We start from the raw sequence: 20651 nt of genomic DNA on the forward strand, positions 1-20651 counted from the left end.
AAGCATGTCACAAGCCATTGGAATTGTTGAATTAAGCAGTATCGCCAAAGGGATGGAAGTCTGCGACTTAATGCTGAAAAGTGCCAATGTCGACCTGTTGGTCAGCAAAACTCTGTGCCCCGGCAAATATTTGCTGATGGTCGGGGGCGACATCGGAGCGGTGACTCAGTCGGTGCAAAACGGCGAACGGCATAGCGGGCACTTATTGGTCGATAGCATCGTGCTACCCAATCTTCACCCGTCAGTATTACCCGCCATCAGCGGCTTAAATCGGGTGGAGAACCGCCAGGCAGCAGGTGTGGTGGAAACCTGGAGTGTAGTGGCCTGCATCACTGCAGCTGACCGGGCAGTAAAAGCCGCCAATGTCACTTTGGTGCGTATTCATATGGCTTTTGGTATCGGCGGCAAATGTTATCAGGTGCTCAGTGGCGATATTGCTGATGTGCAAACCGCAGTCGAAGTCGCCAGCCAATGTGCCGGTGAAAAGGGATTATTGATTTACAGCTCAGTTATCCCGCGTCCCCATGAGGCGCTGTGGCGTCAGTTAGTTCAGGAGGCATGATGGAAACCAACAATACCCCCGAGCGCGTGATTCAAGAATATGTTCCCGGCAAACAGATAACTCTCGCGCATCTGATAGCCAACCCGAATAAAACACTTTACAAAAAACTGGGACTAAACGATGTCAGCAGCGCCATTGGTATTCTGACCATTACCCCCAGTGAAGCTTCGATTATTGCCAGTGATATCGCCACCAAATCGGGTGCGGTCGAGATTGGTTTTATTGATCGTTTCACTGGCGCAGTGGTGTTTACCGGCGATGTTTCTGCGGTGGAGTACGCGTTGAAACAGGTGATTCACACCCTCGGCGACATGATGAAGTTTACCGCCTGCCCGATGACCCGGACTTAATGCCATGCAGCGCATCATGTTGATTGGCCCCAGTCAATGCGGCAAAACGTCGCTAATCCAGCGTTTGCATGGCGAAGCGCTGAATTACCAGAAAACCCAGTCCATTATCTGGCAGGACAATGCCATAGATACACCGGGTGAATATCTGGAAAACCGCTGCTTATACAGTGCGTTACTGGCGAGCGCTTGTGAGGCCGATGTGGTGGGGTTGGTGCAAAACGCCGATGCCACACAGAGCTGGTTTGCGCCAATGTTGGCACAGGTTTTCAACAAACCGGTGATCGGCATTATCAGCAAAGCCGATACCGTCAGCCACGCCGCTCAACTGAGCTGGGCGGCGGACTGCCTGACGCAAGCGGGCGCACAACATATTTTTATCACCTCGGCGCAAACCGGCGAGGGGTTAACTGACCTTATGACTTATTTAAAACATTGTGGAGAGTCGCATGCCCGGTAAGATTATGGCGATTAACGCCGGCAGTTCTTCGTTGAAATTTCAGCTTTTTTCCATGCTAAATGGTGAACAAGTGCTATGTCAGGGATTAATTGAGCGCATTGGTATGAATGATGCGGTATTTAATCTGCGGGCCGGTGATGTGCAATGGCGAGAAACTCTCCCCATCGCGGATTGCCGCCAGGGGGCTGAATACCTGCTCAGGGCGCTGATTGAGCACAATATTATTGACTCGTTGGATGAAATTATCGGCGTCGGCCATCGGGTTGCCCATGGCGGTGAGACCTTTGCCGATTCAGTGCTAATAACCCCGCAAGTGTTGAATAACATTGAACAACTTTGCGCATTAGCGCCCTTACATAACCCGGTGAATGCACTGGGTATCCGGGTGTTTCAACACGCCCTACCCCATGCCCACGCGGTGGCGGTGTTTGATACCGCGTTTCACCAAACACTCAGCCAAACCTCATATTTATATCCATTACCCTGGCGTTATTATGCAGAACTGGGCATCCGCCGTTACGGCTTCCACGGCACCAGCCATAAATATGTCAGTGCAGTCTGTGCCGAGCACATGGGGCGGCCCGTGGAAACACTACGCATTGTCTCCTGTCACCTTGGCAATGGCTCCAGTATTTGTGCTATCAGCAATGGCTGCTCGGTGAATACCTCCATGGGCTTCACCCCACAAGCGGGTGTGATGATGGGAACCCGCAGCGGCGATATTGACCCGTCTATTCTGCCTTTTATTCAGCAAACGGAAGGCAAAAGTGCGGCCGAAATTAACCATCTGATCAATAACCAATCCGGCTTGCTGGGTATTTCCGGCATTTCTCATGATTATCGTGATGTGGAACACGCCGCCGACAATGGCAACCGCCGCGCCGCAGTAGCCCTTGAGCTGTTCGCCGAGCGGATCCGTGCCGTGATTGGCAGCTATATCGTGCAACTGGGCGGGATTGATGCGCTTATCTTTACTGGCGGCATTGGCGAAAATTCACGTAGCGCCCGCCAGCAGATATGTCGGGAATTGGCGTTCCTTGGTATTGAACTGGATAAAGAGAAAAACCTCAAAAATCAGTTTTTTATTCAACAAGATAACGCCCCAGTACAGATTGCCATCGTCAATACCAATGAAGAATTAATGATTGCCCGTGATGTCCTGCGCGTGGCACTGAATCTGCCGGTACAACCGGCCCTCGCCGCACAATGAGAGGCAATATGAAAAGTGGGAAAGTTTGGCTAGTGGGCGCGGGGCCGGGGGATGCGGCGCTGATTACAGTCAAAGGCTTACATGCTATTCGCCGCGCCGAAGCGCTGGTCTATGACCGGTTGGTTTGTGCGGAATTATTGGCTGAAGCCCCGGACGGTTGCGAAATGATCAATGTGGGTAAAACGCCCAATCATCATTTGGTGCCGCAAACACAAATTAATCAAATTTTGGTGGATTGCGCCCAGCGCGGCCTGAATGTGGTGCGGCTCAAAGGCGGTGACCCTTATGTGTTTGGCCGCGGCGGTGAAGAGGCTGAAGCATTGGCATTGGCGGAGATTCCGTTTGAGGTGGTGCCGGGGATAAGCTCAGCCATCGGCGGGCTGGCCTATGCTGGGATCCCGGTGACTCATCGTGATTATGCTTCAGGTTTTCATGTGGTTACCGGCCATTTGCGCCAAGGTAATGAGCCGCAGGACTGGGCGACACTGGCAAAATTGGACGGCACTCTGATTATCCTGATGGGAATGACGCAACTGACGACCATTTGCCAGCAATTGATTGCTGCGGGTAAAGCGCCGAACACCTCCGCAGCGGTGGTGATGTATGCCAGCCATCAACAGCAACAAGTCGCCAGTGGCACCCTGACCACCTTAGCTGATCAGGTGGCTGCACAAGGGTTAACTGCGCCGGCGTTGATTGTGATTGGTGATGTGGTGCGCTTGCGCGAAATTCTGGCATTCACGCCAGAAGCGCTGTCGCTAAACTCAATTCCCTCGCTTATGGTAATCTAATGCATAACCTAAATAGGGGAATAACGCAGCAATGAGTGAGCATGGTGGGAATGTGCTGGAAATGGCACTGAAAATCGGCACAGATGCAGAAAACATCCTTGATTTCAGTGCCAATATTAATCCGTTGGGAATGCCAGACTCCCTAAAAATTACCATTGTTGAACAGTTAGCGCGCGCGGAGCATTACCCTGATGTTGAGTATCGCCAATTACACAGTGCGCTAGCCCGTGCTCACCATTGTTTGCCGGAAAACATCATGGCAGGCAATGGGGCTACTGAACTGATTTATGCCGTGGTGCATTATCTGCAACCGCGCAGTGCCCTGTTGCTGACACCGGGTTTTGCTGAATATCGCCGCGCCCTGCAACGAGTCGGTTGCCAGATTCATGATTATCAGATGAGTGAAGCTGATGGCTATCAGCCCGATGAGCGGTTACTAGACGTTTTAGTGCAATTGCGCCCTGATTGCCTGTTTTTAGCAACGCCGAATAACCCCACCGGCCTGATGCCTGATGCGGCGCTGTTGCAAGCTATTGTGCAGTGCTGCCATCAACACCACATTGCGCTGATTGTCGATGAGGCCTTTATTGATTTCCTGCCCAATGCGCCGGGGCTTATCCCACAATTGGCTGATTTCCCCCAACTTTATGTCTTGCGTTCCCTGACTAAGTTTTTCGCGATCCCAGGGTTACGTTTGGGTTACCTGCTCAGTGGCAATCTGGCGGCTATGGCGCAAATGAAACAGCAGCGCGAACCCTGGACTATCAATGCTTTCGCCACGCTAGCGGGTGAGATTATTCTTGATGACCAACCTTATATTCAGGCGACGCATGAGTGGCTAAAGCAGCAGCGGCCTTGGTTATATCAGCACTTAGCGGATTTACCCGCATTGCAGGTGTGGCAAGGGTGCGCCAATTACATTTTCCTGCGCTGCCTAAGGCCAGAAATCAACCTGCAACAAGCATTATTGCAGCAGCATATTTTGATTCGCCACTGTGCCAATTACCCCGGTCTGACCGGCGACCATTACCGTGTGGCCATCAAAAGTGCAACCGATAATCAGCGGTTGGTCACCGCCTTGCAGCAGGTTTTGGGTCATGGCTGAAGCCCGCTGCCCCGCGTCCTGTGGTGAGTTAATTCAGGGCTGGATATTGGGAGGGGAAAAGCTGATTTCCTGCCCGGTAAACTGGTTTAGCACCGTGTCAGTCACCGACGGTGTTCCAGACGGCCACGAACGGCCACGTATGCGCCAAATGCTAAGGGCGGTATTAGCTTACTTCGACCAACCAGCAGAGATGGCCCGTGGCCTGCATATCAGTTTTGATTCCACTATTCCGGTGGCAAAAGGGTTGGCCAGCAGCACAGCCGACATTGCTGCTACCGCACTGGCCACCGCCCGTCATCTGGGTGAAACACTGGATGAAGCCGCCCTTGCTACTTTGTGCGTCAGTCTGGAGCCCACTGACAGCACTTTATTTCGGCGGCTAACCTTATTTGACCACCAAACCGCCGCCACGCAGATTTCTTATGATTGGCAGCCTTCCATGGACATTCTGCTGCTGGAAAGCCCGCATATTCTCAACACTGAAGATTATCATCGTCGTCATCGCCAACCCACATTGTTGGCGGGTGCCGCCTCACTGGAGCGGGCATGGCAACTGTTTACTCAGGCCGCCGAACGCCACGATAACGCCCTGTTGGGCCAATCCACCACCCTTAGCGCACAAGCCAGTCAGCACTTGTTGGTCAAACCGGACTTTTCCGCCCTCTTGGCGTTAGTGGAGGAATTGGATTTATATGGGCTGAATGTGGCACACAGCGGCAGTGTGGTGGGGTTGCTATTAGATCGCCAACTTCATGATGTAGAACACATTCATTGGCAATTACAACAACGCAACATTAGCCAGAATTATCCGCGCCAACACTTATTAACCATGGTACCCGGCGGGGTACGATAGCCTTCATAGGCCGCCATTCAACTCTAACTAGCCGTGATTATCATCAAACTCATCAAACCAGAATGTCCATGCAATACGCGCTGCAATTCCCTTTATGCCGACCATTTCGATGCAACTCTCTTGACTTCCCCCCTCAGAACCATGACCTCAGTCACAAACCAGGAAAGCAGCCATTTTATCCATGTAAATAGCATTCAAAGATATGGGGAAAATAGCCACCGAGGCAGTAGAGTCCACCTACAGGAAATGTAGTGCAGATGTAAAATCTGCTTCCTGATAAATCTTCATTTTATTAAAAACATAAATATAACTTAAGTCATACAGAATATTACGCCAACACCTAACTACGATAGCCTCAACCTACATGAACTCCCGGAGCCTTAGATGAAAAAACTGAGTGTAAAAACATTATTAGCAGCTAGCCTGTTCAGCATGATCGCCTGCTCGGGCAGTGCATTGGCGCAAGAAGTGGAAGTCGTCAATATCTCGAAAATCGCCGGTATGCCATGGTTCAACCGCATGGGCGAAGGGGTGGAACGCGCCGGTAAAGATCTTGGGATCAAAGCCTATCAAGTCGGCCCTTCCAGCACTGATGCCCCACAACAAGTTAAAATTATTGAAGATTTAATCGCCAAGAAAGTCAGTGCCATCAGCATTGTACCGAACGATGCCGATGTACTGGAGCCAGTATTTAAGAAAGCGCGTGAAGCTGGAATCGTGGTGTTAACCAACGAATCTCCTGGGCAGCCAAGTGCTAACTGGGATATTGAGATCATCGATAATGCCAAATTTGCCGCAGATAATGTGGAAGAAATGGCAAAAGCGATGGGCGGCAAAGGCGGTTATGTGATTTATGTTGGCAGCCTGACCGTGCCACAACATAACCTGTGGGCAGATCTATTTGTTAAATACCAAAAAGAGCATTATCCAGAAATGTTTGAAGTGACCAGCCGTATGCCGGTCGCCGAGAGCATTGATGACTCACGCCGCACTACACTGGACTTGATGAAAGCGCACAGTGATTTGAAAGGCATCGTCGCTTTCGGTTCACAAGGCCCGATTGGTGCTGGGCGCGCAGTGAAAGAGAAACGCGCGAAAAACAATGTTCATGTGTTCGGCATGATGATCCCGTCTCAGGCGGCATCACTGGTGAAAAGTGGTGACATCGCGATGGGTGTGACTTATGACCCAGGTTCAGCCGGTTATGCTATGACTGCGGTGGCTGATAAAGTGCTGAAAGGCGAGAAAATCGAAACTGGCATGGATGTTCCAGGAGTGGGTAAAGCGGAAGTTAATCAAGATAAACGTCTGATTCAATTCCATAATGTGTTGCGCGTAACCAAAGATAACGTGGATTCACTGTATTGATTTACTGAGTTATCGCAAAGCCGGATGCCCTGTCCGGCTCTGTCATTAATATCCGCTTGGATCGAGAGGAAGTAAGATCTATGCAACCATTTATTACCCTGGAAAACATCAGTAAAACCTTTTATGGCGTTAAAGCGCTCAATAAGGTGGCTATGACCCTGTTACCAGGTGAGGTTCATTGCCTCGCAGGGCAAAACGGTTGTGGCAAATCCACACTGATCAAGATTATCTCCGGTGTTTATCAACCCGATGCCGATGCCGCGATGACTATCGATGGCAAAACCTATTCAACCCTGACCCCCATTGAATCTGTCCGGCTGGGGATTCAGGTTATTTATCAGGATTTATCATTATTCCCCAATCTGACCGTGGCTGAGAACATTGCCATGAATCATTATCATCATCATCTATGGGTGAATAAACGTCAGATGCGGGAAACCGCCGAGCGCGTCATCAATAGCATTGATGCCCATCTTAATCTGGATGAATTGGTTGAGGATTTACCCATCGCCCAGAAGCAGTTAGTCGCTATCTGTCGTGCGCTGGCGCAGGATGCGCGTTTGATTGTGATGGATGAACCCACCGCGTCTCTGACCCGGCAAGAAGTTAACGGCTTGCTGCGGGTGGTGCATGAACTTAAATCACGCAATATTTGCGTGGTATTTGTTAGCCACCGGTTGAGTGAAGTGCTGGAAATTTCAGACCGCATTACGGTGCTAAAAGATGGTAATTGGGTCGGAACCTACCCCGCCGCTGAAGTTGATAACCCACGGCTGGCTTGGCTCATGACCGGTATGAAGTTTGATTTTCAGGTCTTACACGCTTACACCCCATCACGCCCGCCAGTGCTGGTAGTGGAAGAACTTTCCCGTGGCAACGAATATCACAATGTCTCACTGACTTTACATCCGGGCGAAATTATCTCGCTGGTCGGCCTGTTGGGTTCCGGGCGAACCGAGTTGTGTCTCAGTTTATTCGGTTTAACCACTCCCGAGTCGGGAACCATTCGTATCAATGATAAACCAATGTATTTCAGTAGTAACCGCGATGCCATCGCCGCCGGTGTGGGTTATGTTTCGGAAGACCGCATGAGCACCGGGCTGATTATGGCGCAATCCATCCGCGACAATATCAGCGCCACGGTTTTACACCGGCTGAAAAACACCTTCCACCTGATGCGTACTGAGCGGGTCGATACATTGGTCGAAGACATGGTAAAGCACCTGTCGATTAAAATTGGCAGCAGTGATTTACCGGTCAATACCTTATCCGGTGGGAATGCGCAGCGCATTGCTATCGCCAAATGGCTGGCAACTGAGCCGCAAATATTGATCCTCGACTCTCCGACAGTCGGGGTGGATATCGCCAACAAAGCCGGTATTTATAATATTATCAATGCATTGTCAGCGCGTGGCATTGCGGTATTGATGGTGTGTGATGAGATTGATGAAGCTTACTTTAACAGCCACCGTATTTTAGTAATGCGGGCCGGCCGACTTGTGCAGGAATTCTTGCCAAGTAATAGCAGCGAAGCAGCCATTGCGGAGGTAGTAAATGGCTAACCCCCATGCACTCAATAAATCGGATGTCGGTAAAACAGGTTTATTCAATAAAGAACATCTGAAACGCCATGAAGTTATGTTGGCTTTCACTATATTGGTTATTTCGACTTATCTGACTTTCGCCAGTCCCGATTTTCTGACACTCGCCAATATTTATGACTTGATAAATAACTATGCCATGTTAACCATTTTGGCCTGTGGTTTATTTATCGTGTTGATTTCTGGCGGTATTGATATTTCATTCCCGGCGATGACCATCATCTCGCAATATGTCATGGTGACATTAATTGTGAAGTTCGGTGGTAACTTCCCGGTGGCATTCGCACTGGCGGGCGGTATCGGCTTATTGCTGGGGCTGATTAATGCGCTGTTAGTTAATCGCCTGCGCGTGCCGTCCATCATTATTACCATTTCCACGCTGAATATATTCTACGGATTACTGCTGTATCTCAGCCGAGGAATTTGGTTGTATACCTACCCAGAATGGTTCGAACATGGGCCGATGCTGTTCGCCTTTACCGCTGCTGATGGCTATGACTATGGCCTTTCGCTGCCGATTTTGACTTTGCTGACGACGATTATCGTCACAGCTTTGCTGATGACTCGCACCAGTATTGGTCGGCAAATTTATGCATTAGGCGGTAATCAGGAAGCCGCCTCCCGCATGGGGTTCAGCATCCTTAAGCTGCAACTGTTTGTTTATGGCTACATGGGCTTTTTATCCGGCATTGCCGGTGTGGTGCAGTCTTACACCGTTTTGACGGTGGCCCCAGATTCACTGCTCGGCTATGAACTCACTGTATTGGCGGCGGTAGTGCTGGGCGGCACCAGTATTATCGGCGGGCGCGGCACTTTAACCGGTACCCTGCTGGGAGTGATTTTGCTGGCGATATTGCAAAATGGTTTGAATTTACTGGGTATTTCGTCGTACTGGCACACCGTGGTTATCGGTCTGGTGATTGTCATCAGTATCAGTGTGACGGCCTGGGGCCAACGTCATAAGGTAGGGATATAACCATGTCGAAAACAACTCAACGGGATCATACCGAGCGCTGGCTGGTGGCACTGCTGGTGTTGGTGGCGGTGGTGTTCAGTGTGCTGATCCCACAGGTATTCTGGTCTGCGGCTAACTTCCAATCCATTGCCTCACAAATCCCCGTCGCTGGGGTATTAACACTGGCAATGGCAATCACTATGCTGACCGGAGGGATTAACTTATCAATCATTGCTACCGCCAATGCCAGTGCGCTGGTGATGGCCTGGGTTTGTACCCACCTTGAGCCAACATTCAGCTCAATGATGCTGATGCTATTGGCCGGAGCCTCAGTTGCTTTGGTGGTTGGGCTGATCAATGGGGTACTTATCTCGGTGGTCCGCGTCTCCCCTATTCTGGCGACATTGGGCATCATGACCTTGCTCAAGGGCGTGAATGTGCTTATCTCCAAAGGGTCGGCGATTTCTAACTTCCCCAACTATGTGCTGGCATTGGATCGCAATAACTTTCTCGGGGTGCCGGTGCCGTTATATTTGTTCATCGCGGTCGCTCTGATTATCTGGTTAATACTGGCCAAGACCCCGTTGGGCCGTCAGATATATCTTTCTGGCTCCAACGAAAAAGCCACCTTTTTCTCCGGGATTAATACCCGCCGCACACTAATTTGGGTGTATGTGATTTCATCGTTACTCTGCACTGTCGCGGCGTTGTTGATGATGTCCAAACTCAACTCCGCCAAAGCGTCCTACGGCGAGTCACTGTTACTTATCACTATTCTAGCAACGGTATTAGGCGGGGTTAATCCTGATGGCGGGTTTGGTAAGATTTTCGGCATTGTATTAGCGCTGTTCTTGCTACAAATGCTGGAAAGCGGGCTGAATATCATGGGGGTGAGTAGCTATATCACCATGGCATTGTGGGGTTCGTTGCTGCTGGCGTTTATCTTTGTCAAAGGAATCAACATTCCAGCGTTTCTTGCGGCAAAATAAACCGTCAAGTTAATGTATTGATAGAAAAAAGAAAAGGCTGGCAATTGATGCCAGCCTTTCTATTAATAGCTACAAAAAAACTATCCCGCTTGAGCTAAAGTTACTTAACTTCACCCATCGCTTTCAGTTTTTTCGACAATTCACGACGTTCTTTAGACAGATCGGCGTTTTTGATGATGTAATCATCAACACGATCTTCGTAGTCACCACGCATGTTAGCGATAATGGCCTGAACCTCTTCAATGCTCATCCCTGGCTTGATGTATTCACTCAGGTTATCGAGCAACAGAACGCGTTTTTGGTTATCACGAATTTTCTTTTCGTTATCAACGATTTCACGCTGTAATTTATTTTTGCGACGGAACATACGCACAAACTCCAAAACGTCCTGGAAAGTTGGCTTAGTTGCATTATCCATTTTTATACCTTCACTTAAGTTTTACACAAATTCAATTGCTGGTGACCAGGCTACCTGCACCATACCGCTTTGCCGTACCTGGTGACAAGATTCATTGGCTTATCTTACCTGCTTTACCCGCCAGACAGAAATATCATCTGCCTTAAAACCGGATTGATCACCTGCGCAAGGTCATATTAATCAGATCGTCCAATTCCTCAAGTTGTTTGGTTAACTCCAGACTCAGCCAAACATAGCCGTAAATTGGCGTTTCTATCTGCTGTTCTTGTGTGACAACCAACATCAATGATTTCAATTCGGTTGAAATTTCGCTCAACTCACCCGCGACTTCCCGCTCTCGAGCCGGTGAACCATCGCGCAAACTGTCACTTAAAGTATTAAGCGTGCGGGCCGTCATCAATTGGGCGCTGCGCAGCCCTTTGGCATTGAGCATAATAAAATGACTTTCTCGCGATGACCAATAAGCATCCACCAGTAATTCCAGTGTGCAAATCAGATTGCGGCTGAGTGTCTGGATAGCCTCAAAAACATCTTTATTAATATGAGATTCTTTACTGGCTGGCGCAATAAAAGTACGCATTTTAACCGATTGATTGAGCGCAGCTTTTAATTTTGGCTCTAATCGCGGACGATCGATAACATTCGGCGATAAGTAGGCGGCGTAAATTTGGCTGATAGCGCGCAAGTTATCACTCATTTGCATGCGCCAATGGGTAAAGGCGCGTTGCGGATAGACACTGGTAAAAACTAACGCCAATAATGAGCCAAAAATAACATCGCCGCTGCGCCACAGTGCCGTGTTCATATCCCCCGGAGCTGACCCACAGACCACTGCCAGCGTGATACCAATCAGCAGAGCCATATAGGGGCGTTTGCCCAGAGTCAGATAACCACACAGGAACATTACAGCGCCACACCAAACCAGCATCAGAGTGAGAGAATATGACTCAAGATAAAGGGCGATCAGACCGGATATTGCGCCAAAAACAGTCCCGCCAATGCGCTGCATAGCTCTGGACAACACATTCCCCCAATAGGATATCGGCCCCATGACAACCACTAAGGTGATCAGCGGCCAAGTCCCTTCTGGGACGGCCAACAAGCGGATAATCAGGAATGTTAGGATAAAAGCCAGCGTAATACGCAAAGCATGAGTCAGGCGGTAATGGGTGTAAATCAGGTTATCCAGCGGCGATATTTTTTTATTCAAGCGCACGACAGACCTACTTCCAATAAGATACTAAAAACTAAGTCTAGCTGAGTTATTACACTCTGGCATCGGATTAACCGTTACTAAAAGTGGCGGGAATAAATCGGAGGGAACTAAATAATCCCCGTCAGCGATGGCTAAACGGGGAAATAAGCTTATTTAAAATCAACTGCCATTTGTTGTTGGATTGTCATGCCAAAGCTCGATTCTACACAACAAGCAATATAATCGGTAAAACGGGGCGACCTTGGCATCCCCAAACTGAGCAATCGCTCATTACTGAAACGTACATTTAGCACGGCAAAAGAGCCGTATAAGCGCATGGCTTTCAACATTAAACGCTCATTACATGGGCCGAAAATACCTTTCAGTTGCTTACGCATCTGCACCAAAGCACCATATTCTACCTGGCGATAATCTGCCCCCATGGGTTGTTGTCGAGCTGCTGACGACATGGCCTGATCAATCTCAGCAAAACTGACACTGTCTTTCTCTCCAGCAGAAATATGATAGATATCTTCCGGTAAGTTTGGATGCAGCAAAATACACACTAAGGCGTCAGCACAATAATCGACTGGAATAACATCAATATAGTCATCCAGAGAGCACATAAACTTGCGCAGCATTAATGCCATGCGGAATACCCAGAAGATGCTGCTAGAAGGTTGGCAGCCCAAACGAGTATGCCCGACAACAATTGATGGCCGGGCAAATACCAATGGCAACCCCGGACATTCTTCCGCCAATAAGCGCTCAATGGCCGATTTAGATTTAGTGTATTCCACTAAATGTGCATCATCTTCTGCCGATAGGATCTGCTCATTCACTACAGTATCGGCATCGGGAGTACAAGACATGGCGGTGCCCACATGAATGAATCTTTGTAAACCGGCGACCTGAGACATTCTTTTGCCGAAGGCTAATGTGCCGTCGACATTAACTTTCCAGATTAATGGGTTATTACCAAATGATGCGACGGCGGCACAATTAATAACATGCGTCACTTCATTGATACGCGGGTCATTAATAAAACTGTCAGGTTCAGCTAAATCCCCTAATAGAATATGATGTGTCATTATTTTATTCAGCCGCCCAGCAGGCAGATAAAACTTTGCCAGATTTTCTCGAATACGGGTTAATCCCTGCTCCGGTGTTTTGGCCCTAACTAATAATAAATAATTAAAATCTGAGTTTTCCAACAATAACTTTTCAAGCACTGCTCCGCCCAAAAAACCTGTGGCACCGGTTAACAGAAGTGTTTTCACCATTAATCCTACATATTTTATTAAGTATGCAGATTATATAAGTAGCTAATTAAACAGCAGGTAAATATTAGTTAGAACGACACTGATTGACTAAAACATAATTATTTCAAAATAAATCCTGACACCCTAACCCGCCTGAAATGATATTCTAGCACTAATGCCATGGGTCACTGCGACTGACCGCGGCGGTGTCCCATCATAAAGAATAGCCATAAGAATTAAGGGTTAAACTGAATAATGTCAGATAAAAATAAGTCACCAACATTTTACATTCACGATTATGAAACCTTTGGTCAGCGCCCGGCGTTAGACAGACCCGCGCAGTTTGCCGGAGTGCGTACCGATTTGGAGTTCAATATCATCGAGGAACCATTGGTGGTTTACTGTGCCCCCGCCGATGACTATCTGCCGCAACCAGAGGCCGTGATGATAACCGGCATCACCCCGCAACATGCCTTAGCCAATGGGGTTAATGAAGCCGAGTTTGCCCGCCAAATTCATCAAGCTTTCAATGTGCCCGGCACCTGTATTCTCGGCTACAATAATATTCGTTTTGATGATGAAGTTAGCCGCAATATTTTCTACCGCAATTTCTATGATCCCTATGCTTATAGCTGGCAAGGCGGTAATTCCCGTTGGGACTTGCTCGATGTCATGCGCGCTTGTTATGCCCTGCGTCCAGAAGGCATTGTCTGGCCAGAAAACGAAGATGGCTTACCCAGCTTTAAACTTGAGCATTTAACTAAAGCCAATGGTGTCGAGCACTTACATGCCCATGATGCGATGTCCGATGTGCACGCCACCATCGCCATGGCAAAGTTGGTCAAGCAAGCGCAACCCCGGCTGTTTGATTACCTCTATCAGCACCGCAGCAAACATAAAATTAACGCATTGATTGATATTGCAGATATGACGCCACTGGTTCATGTGTCTGGCATGTTTGGTGCCGCGCGGGGCAACACCAGTTGGGTTGCCCCGCTAGCATGGCATCCTGAGAATAAAAATGCGGTAATTATGTGCGATTTGGCGGGTGATACGTCGCCACTATTGGAGCTGGATAGCGATACTCTGCGTGAGCGGCTGTATACCCGCCGCGATAAACTCAATGCTCAAGACGCAGCCGTCCCCTTGAAGTTGGTGCACATTAATAAATGTCCGGTATTGGCACCGGCGAAAACGCTGCTGGCTGAGAATGCCGAGCGGCTGGGGATTGATCGTCAGCGCTGTCTGCAAAACCTGCAACTATTGCGGCAAAACCCGCAAATACGCGAAAAAGTGGTCGCGTTGTTTGCTGAAGCGGAACCTTTTGCAGTGTCTGATGATGTAGATGCCCAGCTGTATAATGGATTTTTCAGTGATGCTGACCGCGCCACCATGAAAATCATTTTACAAACTGAGCCACAAAATCTACCCGCGCTCGATCTGACCTTCCAAGACCCACGTTTGGAAGCGCTGCTATTTCGCTTCCGCGCCCGTAATTATCCGAATACTTTGACGGACAGTGAGCAACAGCGCTGGTTAGAGCATCGTCGCGAAGCACTTAATCCAGAAAGAGTGCAAGATTATGTACTGCAACTGGAACAGTTTTATAACCAGTATGAGGGCGATAAAGAGAAGTTGGCACTACTGAAAGCCCTGTTTGACTATGCCAGAGATCTGGTGAGCTGATATTGATAATGGATTTAATCCAATAAAAAACGGAGCCGTCAGGCTCCGTTTTAATCAGCAATAACACCATATCCAATCAACAAGAACACATGGCGTTACTGTGCAAGCTCACCAGTAAACTGAGGTAATGCCTGACGGAAAGCGCGAGTTTTCCAGACCATATAAAGCAGGCCAATTGCGCCCCATACCAGCCCCAGAGTCATAGAGCTACTTTCCAGATTAACCCACAGTACACCCACTGTCCCTGCACCAATCATCGGTAGAATCAGGTAGCTGATATGATCCCTAACTGTGCAGTTGCGGCGCTCGCGGATATAGAACTGTGAAATCACCGACAGGTTAACGAAGGTGAAAGCCACCAGCGCACCAAAGTTAATCAATGCAGTTGCCGTGACCAAATCAAAGGAAATAGCAGACAATGCCACGCCCCCCACCAACAATACGTTGATGGCTGGAGTACGCCATTTTGGATGCACGTAGCCAAATATTCTCTCAGGGAATACCCCATCGCGCCCCATCACATACAGCAAGCGCGAAACGCCGGCGTGTGCCGCCATACCTGATGCCAACACCGTGACACAGGAGAAGCACAGAATCACTGACTGGAAGAATTTGCCGGCCACAAACAGCATGATTTCCGGCTGTGATGCATCGGGGTCAGTGAAGCGCGAAATATCCGGGAAATAGAGCTGCAAGAAGTAAGACACGACAATAAAAATCACGCCGCCAATCAATGCAGTCAGGAAAATCGCTTTCGGGATCACTCTCCCGGCATCTGGCGTTTCTTCAGACAGCGAACTGATGCCATCGAAGCCAAGGAATGAGAAGCACAGTATCGTGGCCCCGGTTATCATCGGCACCAAATGAGCATTTTCAGAATAGAACGGACGTGGGCTAACCAGCGTACCTGTCCCTTCACCTTGATAAACACCGTGAATCAGCAGCCCCATAAAGACCACCATGACAGCGACCTGAACCACAACGATGATCGAGTTCAGGTTAGCGACCACATTAATGCCACGCAGGTTGAATAGCGTCATCAAGCTGACCAATGCGCCAACAAAAATCCATGATGGCACACCTGGGAAAATCGCTTCGAGATAAATTTTTGCCAACAGAATGTTAATCATCGGCATGAACAGGTAGTCCAGCAGTGATGACCAACCCACCATAAAGCCAACATTCGGACTAATGGATTTCTGGGCGTAGGTATAAGCCGAACCCGCAGACGGGAAACGCTTAACCAATTTGCCATAGCTGACGGCAGTGAACAGCACTGCTATCAACGCAATGGCGTAAGAAGTCGCGACGTGACCATCGGTCAGGCCGGAGACAATACCAAAAGTATCGAAAATGGTCATCGGCTGTAAATAAGCCAAGCCCATCATCACCACTTGCACCAACGTCAGTGTTTTTCTGAGCTGAACGCGGTTATTGGTGCCAGTTTGATTGGTGCCGACTGCAACAGTAGCATTATGCGTCATGATTCAGCCTCCCCATACCTTTGACCCAATTTGCAAGTGTAGCTCGCAGGTCAGAGGTGACGGGGAAACTTCGTATCTGCCTGGGACACGTAAGTGGGGAAATAAGAGCGGTGTAACGGGTATTTGCCATACCTGTTGCGCCATAATCGCTGCATGTGCAGCGCATACCGGTGGGCACCGGTGCCAGTGTAAATAATTGCCCCATCTTTCTTTCCTCATAACGGCGATTTTCGTATGTGAATAATCGCTCGCGGACCTGTTTATCTATCCGGATCGTTGTCCGGCCTCTTGATTTGTGAAAACACGAATGCAAAAAAATAACCGACGCGTTTAAACGTCGGCTATTCCATGGCGCGTATTTTGCCCTAACTTGAGAGCAAAAAACAAGATGTTAAACGGCTTGAAACAATATTCTTATGGCAGTTTGATCTAAACGGCTATTTCTATGCTGTATCAGTGCTGAGCGGCAATTTCTACCCGCTCAATTGCTGTCCATATTTTGTCTGAACTCAGCTCAACAGGCAGATAATGAATTGACTCGCTCGGCTTCAGAATTCGACTAATCACACGCTCAATAGCATCACGGTCATTAATATCAACATCCAGCGCAGCCAAATGCGTTGGTAAACCTAATTTATTAAACGCCACAATCAGTGATTGCAGTGCTTCATCTTGCTCCAGCAGGGCTGTTTGAACCAAAATTCCATAGGCAACTTTGGTGCCATGCAGGAAATGCTCGGTCTGGGGCAGCAGTGTCAGACCATTGTGTACTGCATGAGCCGCCGCAACGCGGGTATAGCGCTCGCCCAGCCCACCGACCATACCGCCACCGGCAATAATCGCATCCACTACATCAAGGAAATCTTGCGTTAGTTCCCCCTGCTCCACCGCCTGTAATGCAGATTCGCTCTGTTTGAGCAGCACATTGCGAATGTCCAGCGCGGCCTGTAAACCCAAACGAACGGTCAAAGACAATGTTTCCGGTTGCGGGCTTAGCACCACCGCTTCGTACCATTTCGCCAATGTATCGCCAATTCCCGCCAATAGATATTCCACTGGTGCCTGCAAAATAATACGCGGTTCTACTAACACCAACTGGTTGGAATCTTTAAATATTTCAAAATTTAGCGCTTGCCCGGCATCGTTATACCACACGGAAAGTGGTGTCCAGGCCGCGCAGGTTGCCGCGATCGTGGGAATAGCTACCAGCGGCAAGCCAAGTTTACGCGCCACCACCTTGGCCGTATCCAATACTGCACCACCGCCAATACCGATCACCACTTGTCGGTCACTGCCCGCAGCCTTCACTAAATCAGCAACAGTAGATTCACTGCAATGACTGGAAAATAAAGCTCGCACCGCTTGTGGCCCATGGAAAGCCGCTGGCAGATAATCACTGGCCGCCGCCAAGGCGCGCTCACCATAGATCCACAGCGCATTTTCCAATGTTGCTTGAGGATAAAACTCGCTCAGCTTTTCGATAACGCCTGGAAAAGAAAAATAGTTGGCAGGCCCCACCTGCACTCGGATTGCGTTCGTGCTCATGGCGCGTTCCTTTTAAAGGATGATCTCATCAGTATTTTTCTCATCTTAAAGGCTAAGTTGCCAATGTTTAATAACTTTTTGATATACCTTAACTATTTTAGTTTGTTGCGAATAATGGAAATTGTGTTAAAAAGAAGTCTACCGCAGCATTATTGACTGCCTATTCCGTCAAAATACTTCATAGGGCAGTGATAGAAATTTATGTCCAGTATCACCTCATCCTCCCGCCTTGAGATGCGGAATATATCTATCTCATTTTCTGGATTCCATGCCCTACAACAAGTTGATTTCACACTGGAAGGTGGGTCTACTCATGCGCTAGTCGGTGCTAATGGCGCAGGGAAATCAACGCTGATGGCGATTCTTTCCGGCGCTCACAATCACTATCGCGGCGAGATCTATATTGATGGCCAGCAGATAGACATTCACTCCCCCCGTCAGGCAAAGCAGCACGGTATCCATGTGGTTCAGCAAGAGGTTGATGTCGCACTGATCCCTACCCTGTCTGTGGCGGAAAATATTATGCTGGATAAGCTGGCGGAACAGGGGCATCTGTTTAATTGGCCACAACTTTATCGCCAGGCAGAAGCGCTACTCGGGCAGCTTGACCTCAAGTTGAATGTGCGCCAGCGGTTGGAATCTTGCACATTGGCGGAGAAACAACAGGTTCTATTGGCCCGCGCCCTTTCCCATCAATGCCGTTTTCTCATTCTGGATGAACCCACCGCCCCCTTGGATCAAGAAGAGAGTGCGCGTCTGTTTAAAGTGGTGCGCCGCTTGCAATCCGAAGGAATAGCCATTGTGTTCATTTCGCACCGCATCCATGAATTGCGCGAAATTTGCGATCAATTGACCGTATTACGCGATGGTCGCAAAGTCAGCCATGATGCAATGGGTGACCTGAGTGGTGAGCAAATTGTCGAAAAGATGCTCGGCCACACTTTGGATGATATTTTCCCACCCCGACGAACGGCATTTAGTGAAAAAATATTATTGTCTGTCAGTGGGTTACATGACCAACACAAATTACGCGATATTTCCCTGACATTGCATGAAGGGGAAATATTAGGGATTGCCGGGTTAGCTGGCGCGGGAAAAACCGAATTGTGCAAAGCATTGTTTGGTGCTACGCCCAGCCGTGTTGATCAGGGTGAATTACAGGGCAAACCTTGGAAACCGCGTTCACCGGATCGCTCCGTCGAGCAGGGGCTAGCTTTAGTGCCCGAAGAACGGCGCAAAGAAGGTATTTTTATCCACGAAGGTATCCCAATGAACCTGAGTGTGGCCGCTGATGACAGTTTTTCCCGCTGGAGTATTTTTAGCCGCCGCCAAGAGTTGAGCTGGGCCAAAGAGTTGATTGCGCGCTTGGGGGTGCGAACTTCTTCGCCGCAGCAAAAACTCGCCCGCTTGTCGGGGGGAAATCAGCAGAAAGTGGCGATCGGCAAATGGTTGCGCGGCGATGCGCAGGTATTGATTTTTGATGAGCCAACCAAAGGTGTGGACATCAAAGCCAAACAGGATCTGTTCAATCTGATTGACGGGTTAGCGCAACAGGGAAAAGGCATTATTTATGCATCCGGTGAATTCTCAGAATTGGTCGGTTTATGCTCTCGTATCTGTGTGTTGTGGGATGGGCGAATTGTTGCCGAGCTAAACGCCGCAGATGTCGATGAAGAAACATTATTACTATTTTCAACCGGAGGAACCCCTCAGTGAGCAAAGAAATACCCCTGCCGGACGCGCAGCCATGGCGTCACCAGTTGTTTGATTTTCTCTACAAATGGGGGATGTTGCTCACCGTCGTGGCGCTAATCGCGCTGTTTGGTCTGGCCTCAGATAACTTCCTCGACCCAAACAATATCATCAATATATTGCGATCCATTGCCATAGTGACAGTGATTGCTATCGGGGTGTCTATTTCCCTGTCTGTGGGGGGGTTTGACTTATCGGTCGGTTCGACTGCTTCGCTGGCCAATGCCATCGTGGTCTCACTCTTTGTCTGGTACGGATTTGGCACCACTGGGGCAATTATCCTGACCTTGCTCATTTGTACATTAGTGGGGCTATTTAACGCATTTCTGATTGTGGTGCTGAAGATCCCCGATATGCTGGCGACCCTTGCCAGTCTGTTTGTCATTCAGGGCGTGGCGATGACGTACAGCTACGGCGGCTCTATCACGCAGAATATGTTGCTGCCGAGCGGCGATATGGCGGAGGGCGTCATTCCTGAGATATTCTCAGCGCTGGGTCAAGTGCCGGTTATCGTGCTAATCATGTTGGCGGTGACTATTGTAGTGCAGTTGTATTTGTCATTAACCAAGCATGGTCGCCGGATGTATGCCATTGGTGGCAACCCAGAAGCGGCGCGGCTGGCGGGCATCCGTACCGTACGTTATCGGGTGTTGGCTTATGTATTTTCATCTTTGCTAGCGGCACTGGGCGGGATTTTACTGGCATCACGCATTGGCTCGTCACAAGTCAACGCCGGTGGTGGTTACCTGATGGACGCCGTTGCTGCCGCCTATATTGGCTTTTCACTCGCGGGTTCCGGCAAACCCAATGCTTTCGGCACCTTAATTGGCGCGGTTATCCTTGGTGTGCTGCAAAACGGGCTGGTGATGCTGTCAGTACCTTACTACGCAATGGATATCATCAAAGGGTTGGTTCTGGCGCTGGCCTTAGCCCTGACTTATATTCATCAGAAGCGGTGATTGGGTATTGATCCTTATTTCGTAATGTTTTCAATGCCCATCCATTCGAGGCGTAGCGAGCGAAAGTATTTTGGGCTTGGGCAGTGCTCAAGCCCAAAATACAAACGCG

Annotated in this window: 20 protein-coding genes; 14 read left to right on the forward strand and 6 right to left on the reverse strand. The window is 49.1% G+C overall.

The window, feature by feature from the left end; genetic code table 11:
• The first annotated feature begins 4 nt into the window (after positions 1 to 4).
• From OVO64_RS10750 to OVO64_RS10800, 11 genes are all read left to right on the forward strand, one after another.
• Positions 5 to 562 carry a BMC domain-containing protein gene (locus tag OVO64_RS10750; RefSeq protein WP_038634195.1) on the forward strand — a complete coding sequence of 186 codons (558 nt, stop codon included), beginning with the start codon at positions 5 to 7 and terminating at the stop codon, positions 560 to 562.
• Positions 562 to 912 (forward strand): propanediol utilization microcompartment protein PduU, encoded by a 351-nt coding sequence (pduU, locus tag OVO64_RS10755; protein ID WP_145585846.1) that lies wholly within the window; start codon positions 562 to 564, stop codon positions 910 to 912. Before OVO64_RS10750 ends, pduU begins: the two co-directional genes overlap by 1 nt.
• A gap of 4 nt (positions 913 to 916) precedes the next feature.
• A complete protein-coding gene (locus OVO64_RS10760; protein ID WP_145509775.1) occupies positions 917 to 1369 on the forward strand; it encodes a EutP/PduV family microcompartment system protein in 453 nt (150 codons plus the stop codon).
• The gene (locus OVO64_RS10765) at positions 1359 to 2579 is read left to right on the forward strand and encodes an acetate/propionate family kinase (RefSeq protein WP_038634204.1); all 1221 of its coding nucleotides are present in this window, start codon (positions 1359 to 1361) and stop codon (positions 2577 to 2579) included. Before OVO64_RS10760 ends, OVO64_RS10765 begins: the two co-directional genes overlap by 11 nt.
• Before the next feature lie 8 nt (positions 2580 to 2587).
• Positions 2588 to 3370 carry a uroporphyrinogen-III C-methyltransferase gene (gene cobA / locus OVO64_RS10770; RefSeq protein ID WP_038634207.1) on the forward strand — a complete coding sequence of 261 codons (783 nt, stop codon included), beginning with the start codon at positions 2588 to 2590 and terminating at the stop codon, positions 3368 to 3370.
• Positions 3371 to 3401: 31 nt separating this feature from the next.
• A complete protein-coding gene (gene cobD / locus OVO64_RS10775; protein WP_267248763.1) occupies positions 3402 to 4475 on the forward strand; it encodes a threonine-phosphate decarboxylase CobD in 1074 nt (357 codons plus the stop codon).
• The gene (locus OVO64_RS10780; protein ID WP_038634213.1) at positions 4468 to 5328 is read left to right on the forward strand and encodes a GHMP kinase; all 861 of its coding nucleotides are present in this window, start codon (positions 4468 to 4470) and stop codon (positions 5326 to 5328) included. Before cobD ends, OVO64_RS10780 begins: the two co-directional genes overlap by 8 nt.
• A 432-nt stretch (positions 5329 to 5760) precedes the next feature.
• Complete coding sequence (locus OVO64_RS10785; RefSeq protein WP_230852344.1) at positions 5761 to 6696, forward strand: autoinducer 2 ABC transporter substrate-binding protein; 936 nt, start codon at positions 5761 to 5763, stop codon at positions 6694 to 6696.
• 80 nt (positions 6697 to 6776) lie between these two features.
• Positions 6777 to 8258 carry a sugar ABC transporter ATP-binding protein gene (locus OVO64_RS10790; protein WP_267248764.1) on the forward strand — a complete coding sequence of 494 codons (1482 nt, stop codon included), beginning with the start codon at positions 6777 to 6779 and terminating at the stop codon, positions 8256 to 8258.
• Between the two features lie 76 nt (positions 8259 to 8334).
• Entirely contained in the window at positions 8335 to 9273 is a 939-nt protein-coding gene (locus OVO64_RS10795) for an ABC transporter permease (protein ID WP_038639616.1), read from the forward strand.
• 2 nt (positions 9274 to 9275) lie between these two features.
• A complete protein-coding gene (locus OVO64_RS10800; RefSeq protein WP_267248765.1) occupies positions 9276 to 10241 on the forward strand; it encodes an ABC transporter permease in 966 nt (321 codons plus the stop codon).
• Between the two features lie 100 nt (positions 10242 to 10341).
• On the opposite strand, the gene tmaR is transcribed toward OVO64_RS10800, so the two are convergent.
• From tmaR to OVO64_RS10815, 3 genes are all read right to left on the reverse strand, one after another.
• A complete protein-coding gene (gene tmaR / locus OVO64_RS10805; protein ID WP_032819099.1) occupies positions 10342 to 10659 on the reverse strand; it encodes a PTS system regulator TmaR in 318 nt (105 codons plus the stop codon).
• Positions 10660 to 10816: 157 nt separating this feature from the next.
• A complete protein-coding gene (locus OVO64_RS10810) occupies positions 10817 to 11875 on the reverse strand; it encodes an FUSC family protein (protein ID WP_038634227.1) in 1059 nt (352 codons plus the stop codon).
• Positions 11876 to 12024: 149 nt separating this feature from the next.
• Positions 12025 to 13134, reverse strand: a complete 1110-nt coding sequence (locus tag OVO64_RS10815; protein ID WP_038639619.1) for an SDR family oxidoreductase — start codon at positions 13132 to 13134, stop codon at positions 12025 to 12027.
• 237 nt (positions 13135 to 13371) lie between these two features.
• On the opposite strand from OVO64_RS10815, the gene sbcB reads away from it, so the two are divergent.
• The gene (gene sbcB / locus OVO64_RS10820) at positions 13372 to 14802 is read left to right on the forward strand and encodes an exodeoxyribonuclease I (protein ID WP_050291647.1); all 1431 of its coding nucleotides are present in this window, start codon (positions 13372 to 13374) and stop codon (positions 14800 to 14802) included.
• 95 nt (positions 14803 to 14897) lie between these two features.
• Here sbcB and OVO64_RS10825 read toward each other — a convergent pair whose 3' ends face one another.
• The 3 genes from OVO64_RS10825 to OVO64_RS10830 all read right to left on the reverse strand — a co-directional run bounded on the left by OVO64_RS10825 (position 14898) and on the right by OVO64_RS10830 (position 17831).
• Entirely contained in the window at positions 14898 to 16286 is a 1389-nt protein-coding gene (locus OVO64_RS10825; protein ID WP_038634232.1) for an APC family permease, read from the reverse strand.
• The gene (locus OVO64_RS20510; protein ID WP_038634233.1) at positions 16276 to 16491 is read right to left on the reverse strand and encodes a hypothetical protein; all 216 of its coding nucleotides are present in this window, start codon (positions 16489 to 16491) and stop codon (positions 16276 to 16278) included. Before OVO64_RS20510 ends, OVO64_RS10825 begins: the two co-directional genes overlap by 11 nt.
• Positions 16492 to 16739: 248 nt before the next feature.
• On the reverse strand, positions 16740 to 17831 hold the full coding sequence (locus tag OVO64_RS10830) for an oxidoreductase (RefSeq protein ID WP_267248766.1): 1092 nt from the start codon (positions 17829 to 17831) through the stop codon (positions 16740 to 16742).
• 201 nt (positions 17832 to 18032) lie between these two features.
• Between OVO64_RS10830 and OVO64_RS10835 the strand changes: the two genes are divergently transcribed.
• Both OVO64_RS10835 and OVO64_RS10840 read left to right on the forward strand, forming a co-directional pair.
• Entirely contained in the window at positions 18033 to 19547 is a 1515-nt protein-coding gene (locus tag OVO64_RS10835) for a sugar ABC transporter ATP-binding protein (protein WP_145585840.1), read from the forward strand.
• Positions 19544 to 20542, forward strand: a complete 999-nt coding sequence (locus OVO64_RS10840; RefSeq protein WP_050291646.1) for an ABC transporter permease — start codon at positions 19544 to 19546, stop codon at positions 20540 to 20542. Before OVO64_RS10835 ends, OVO64_RS10840 begins: the two co-directional genes overlap by 4 nt.
• Positions 20543 to 20651: the final 109 nt, after the last annotated feature.

This window comes from Yersinia sp. Marseille-Q5920, from assembly GCF_946902935.1.
Taxonomy (GTDB): Bacteria; Pseudomonadota; Gammaproteobacteria; order Enterobacterales; family Enterobacteriaceae; genus Yersinia; species Yersinia rochesterensis.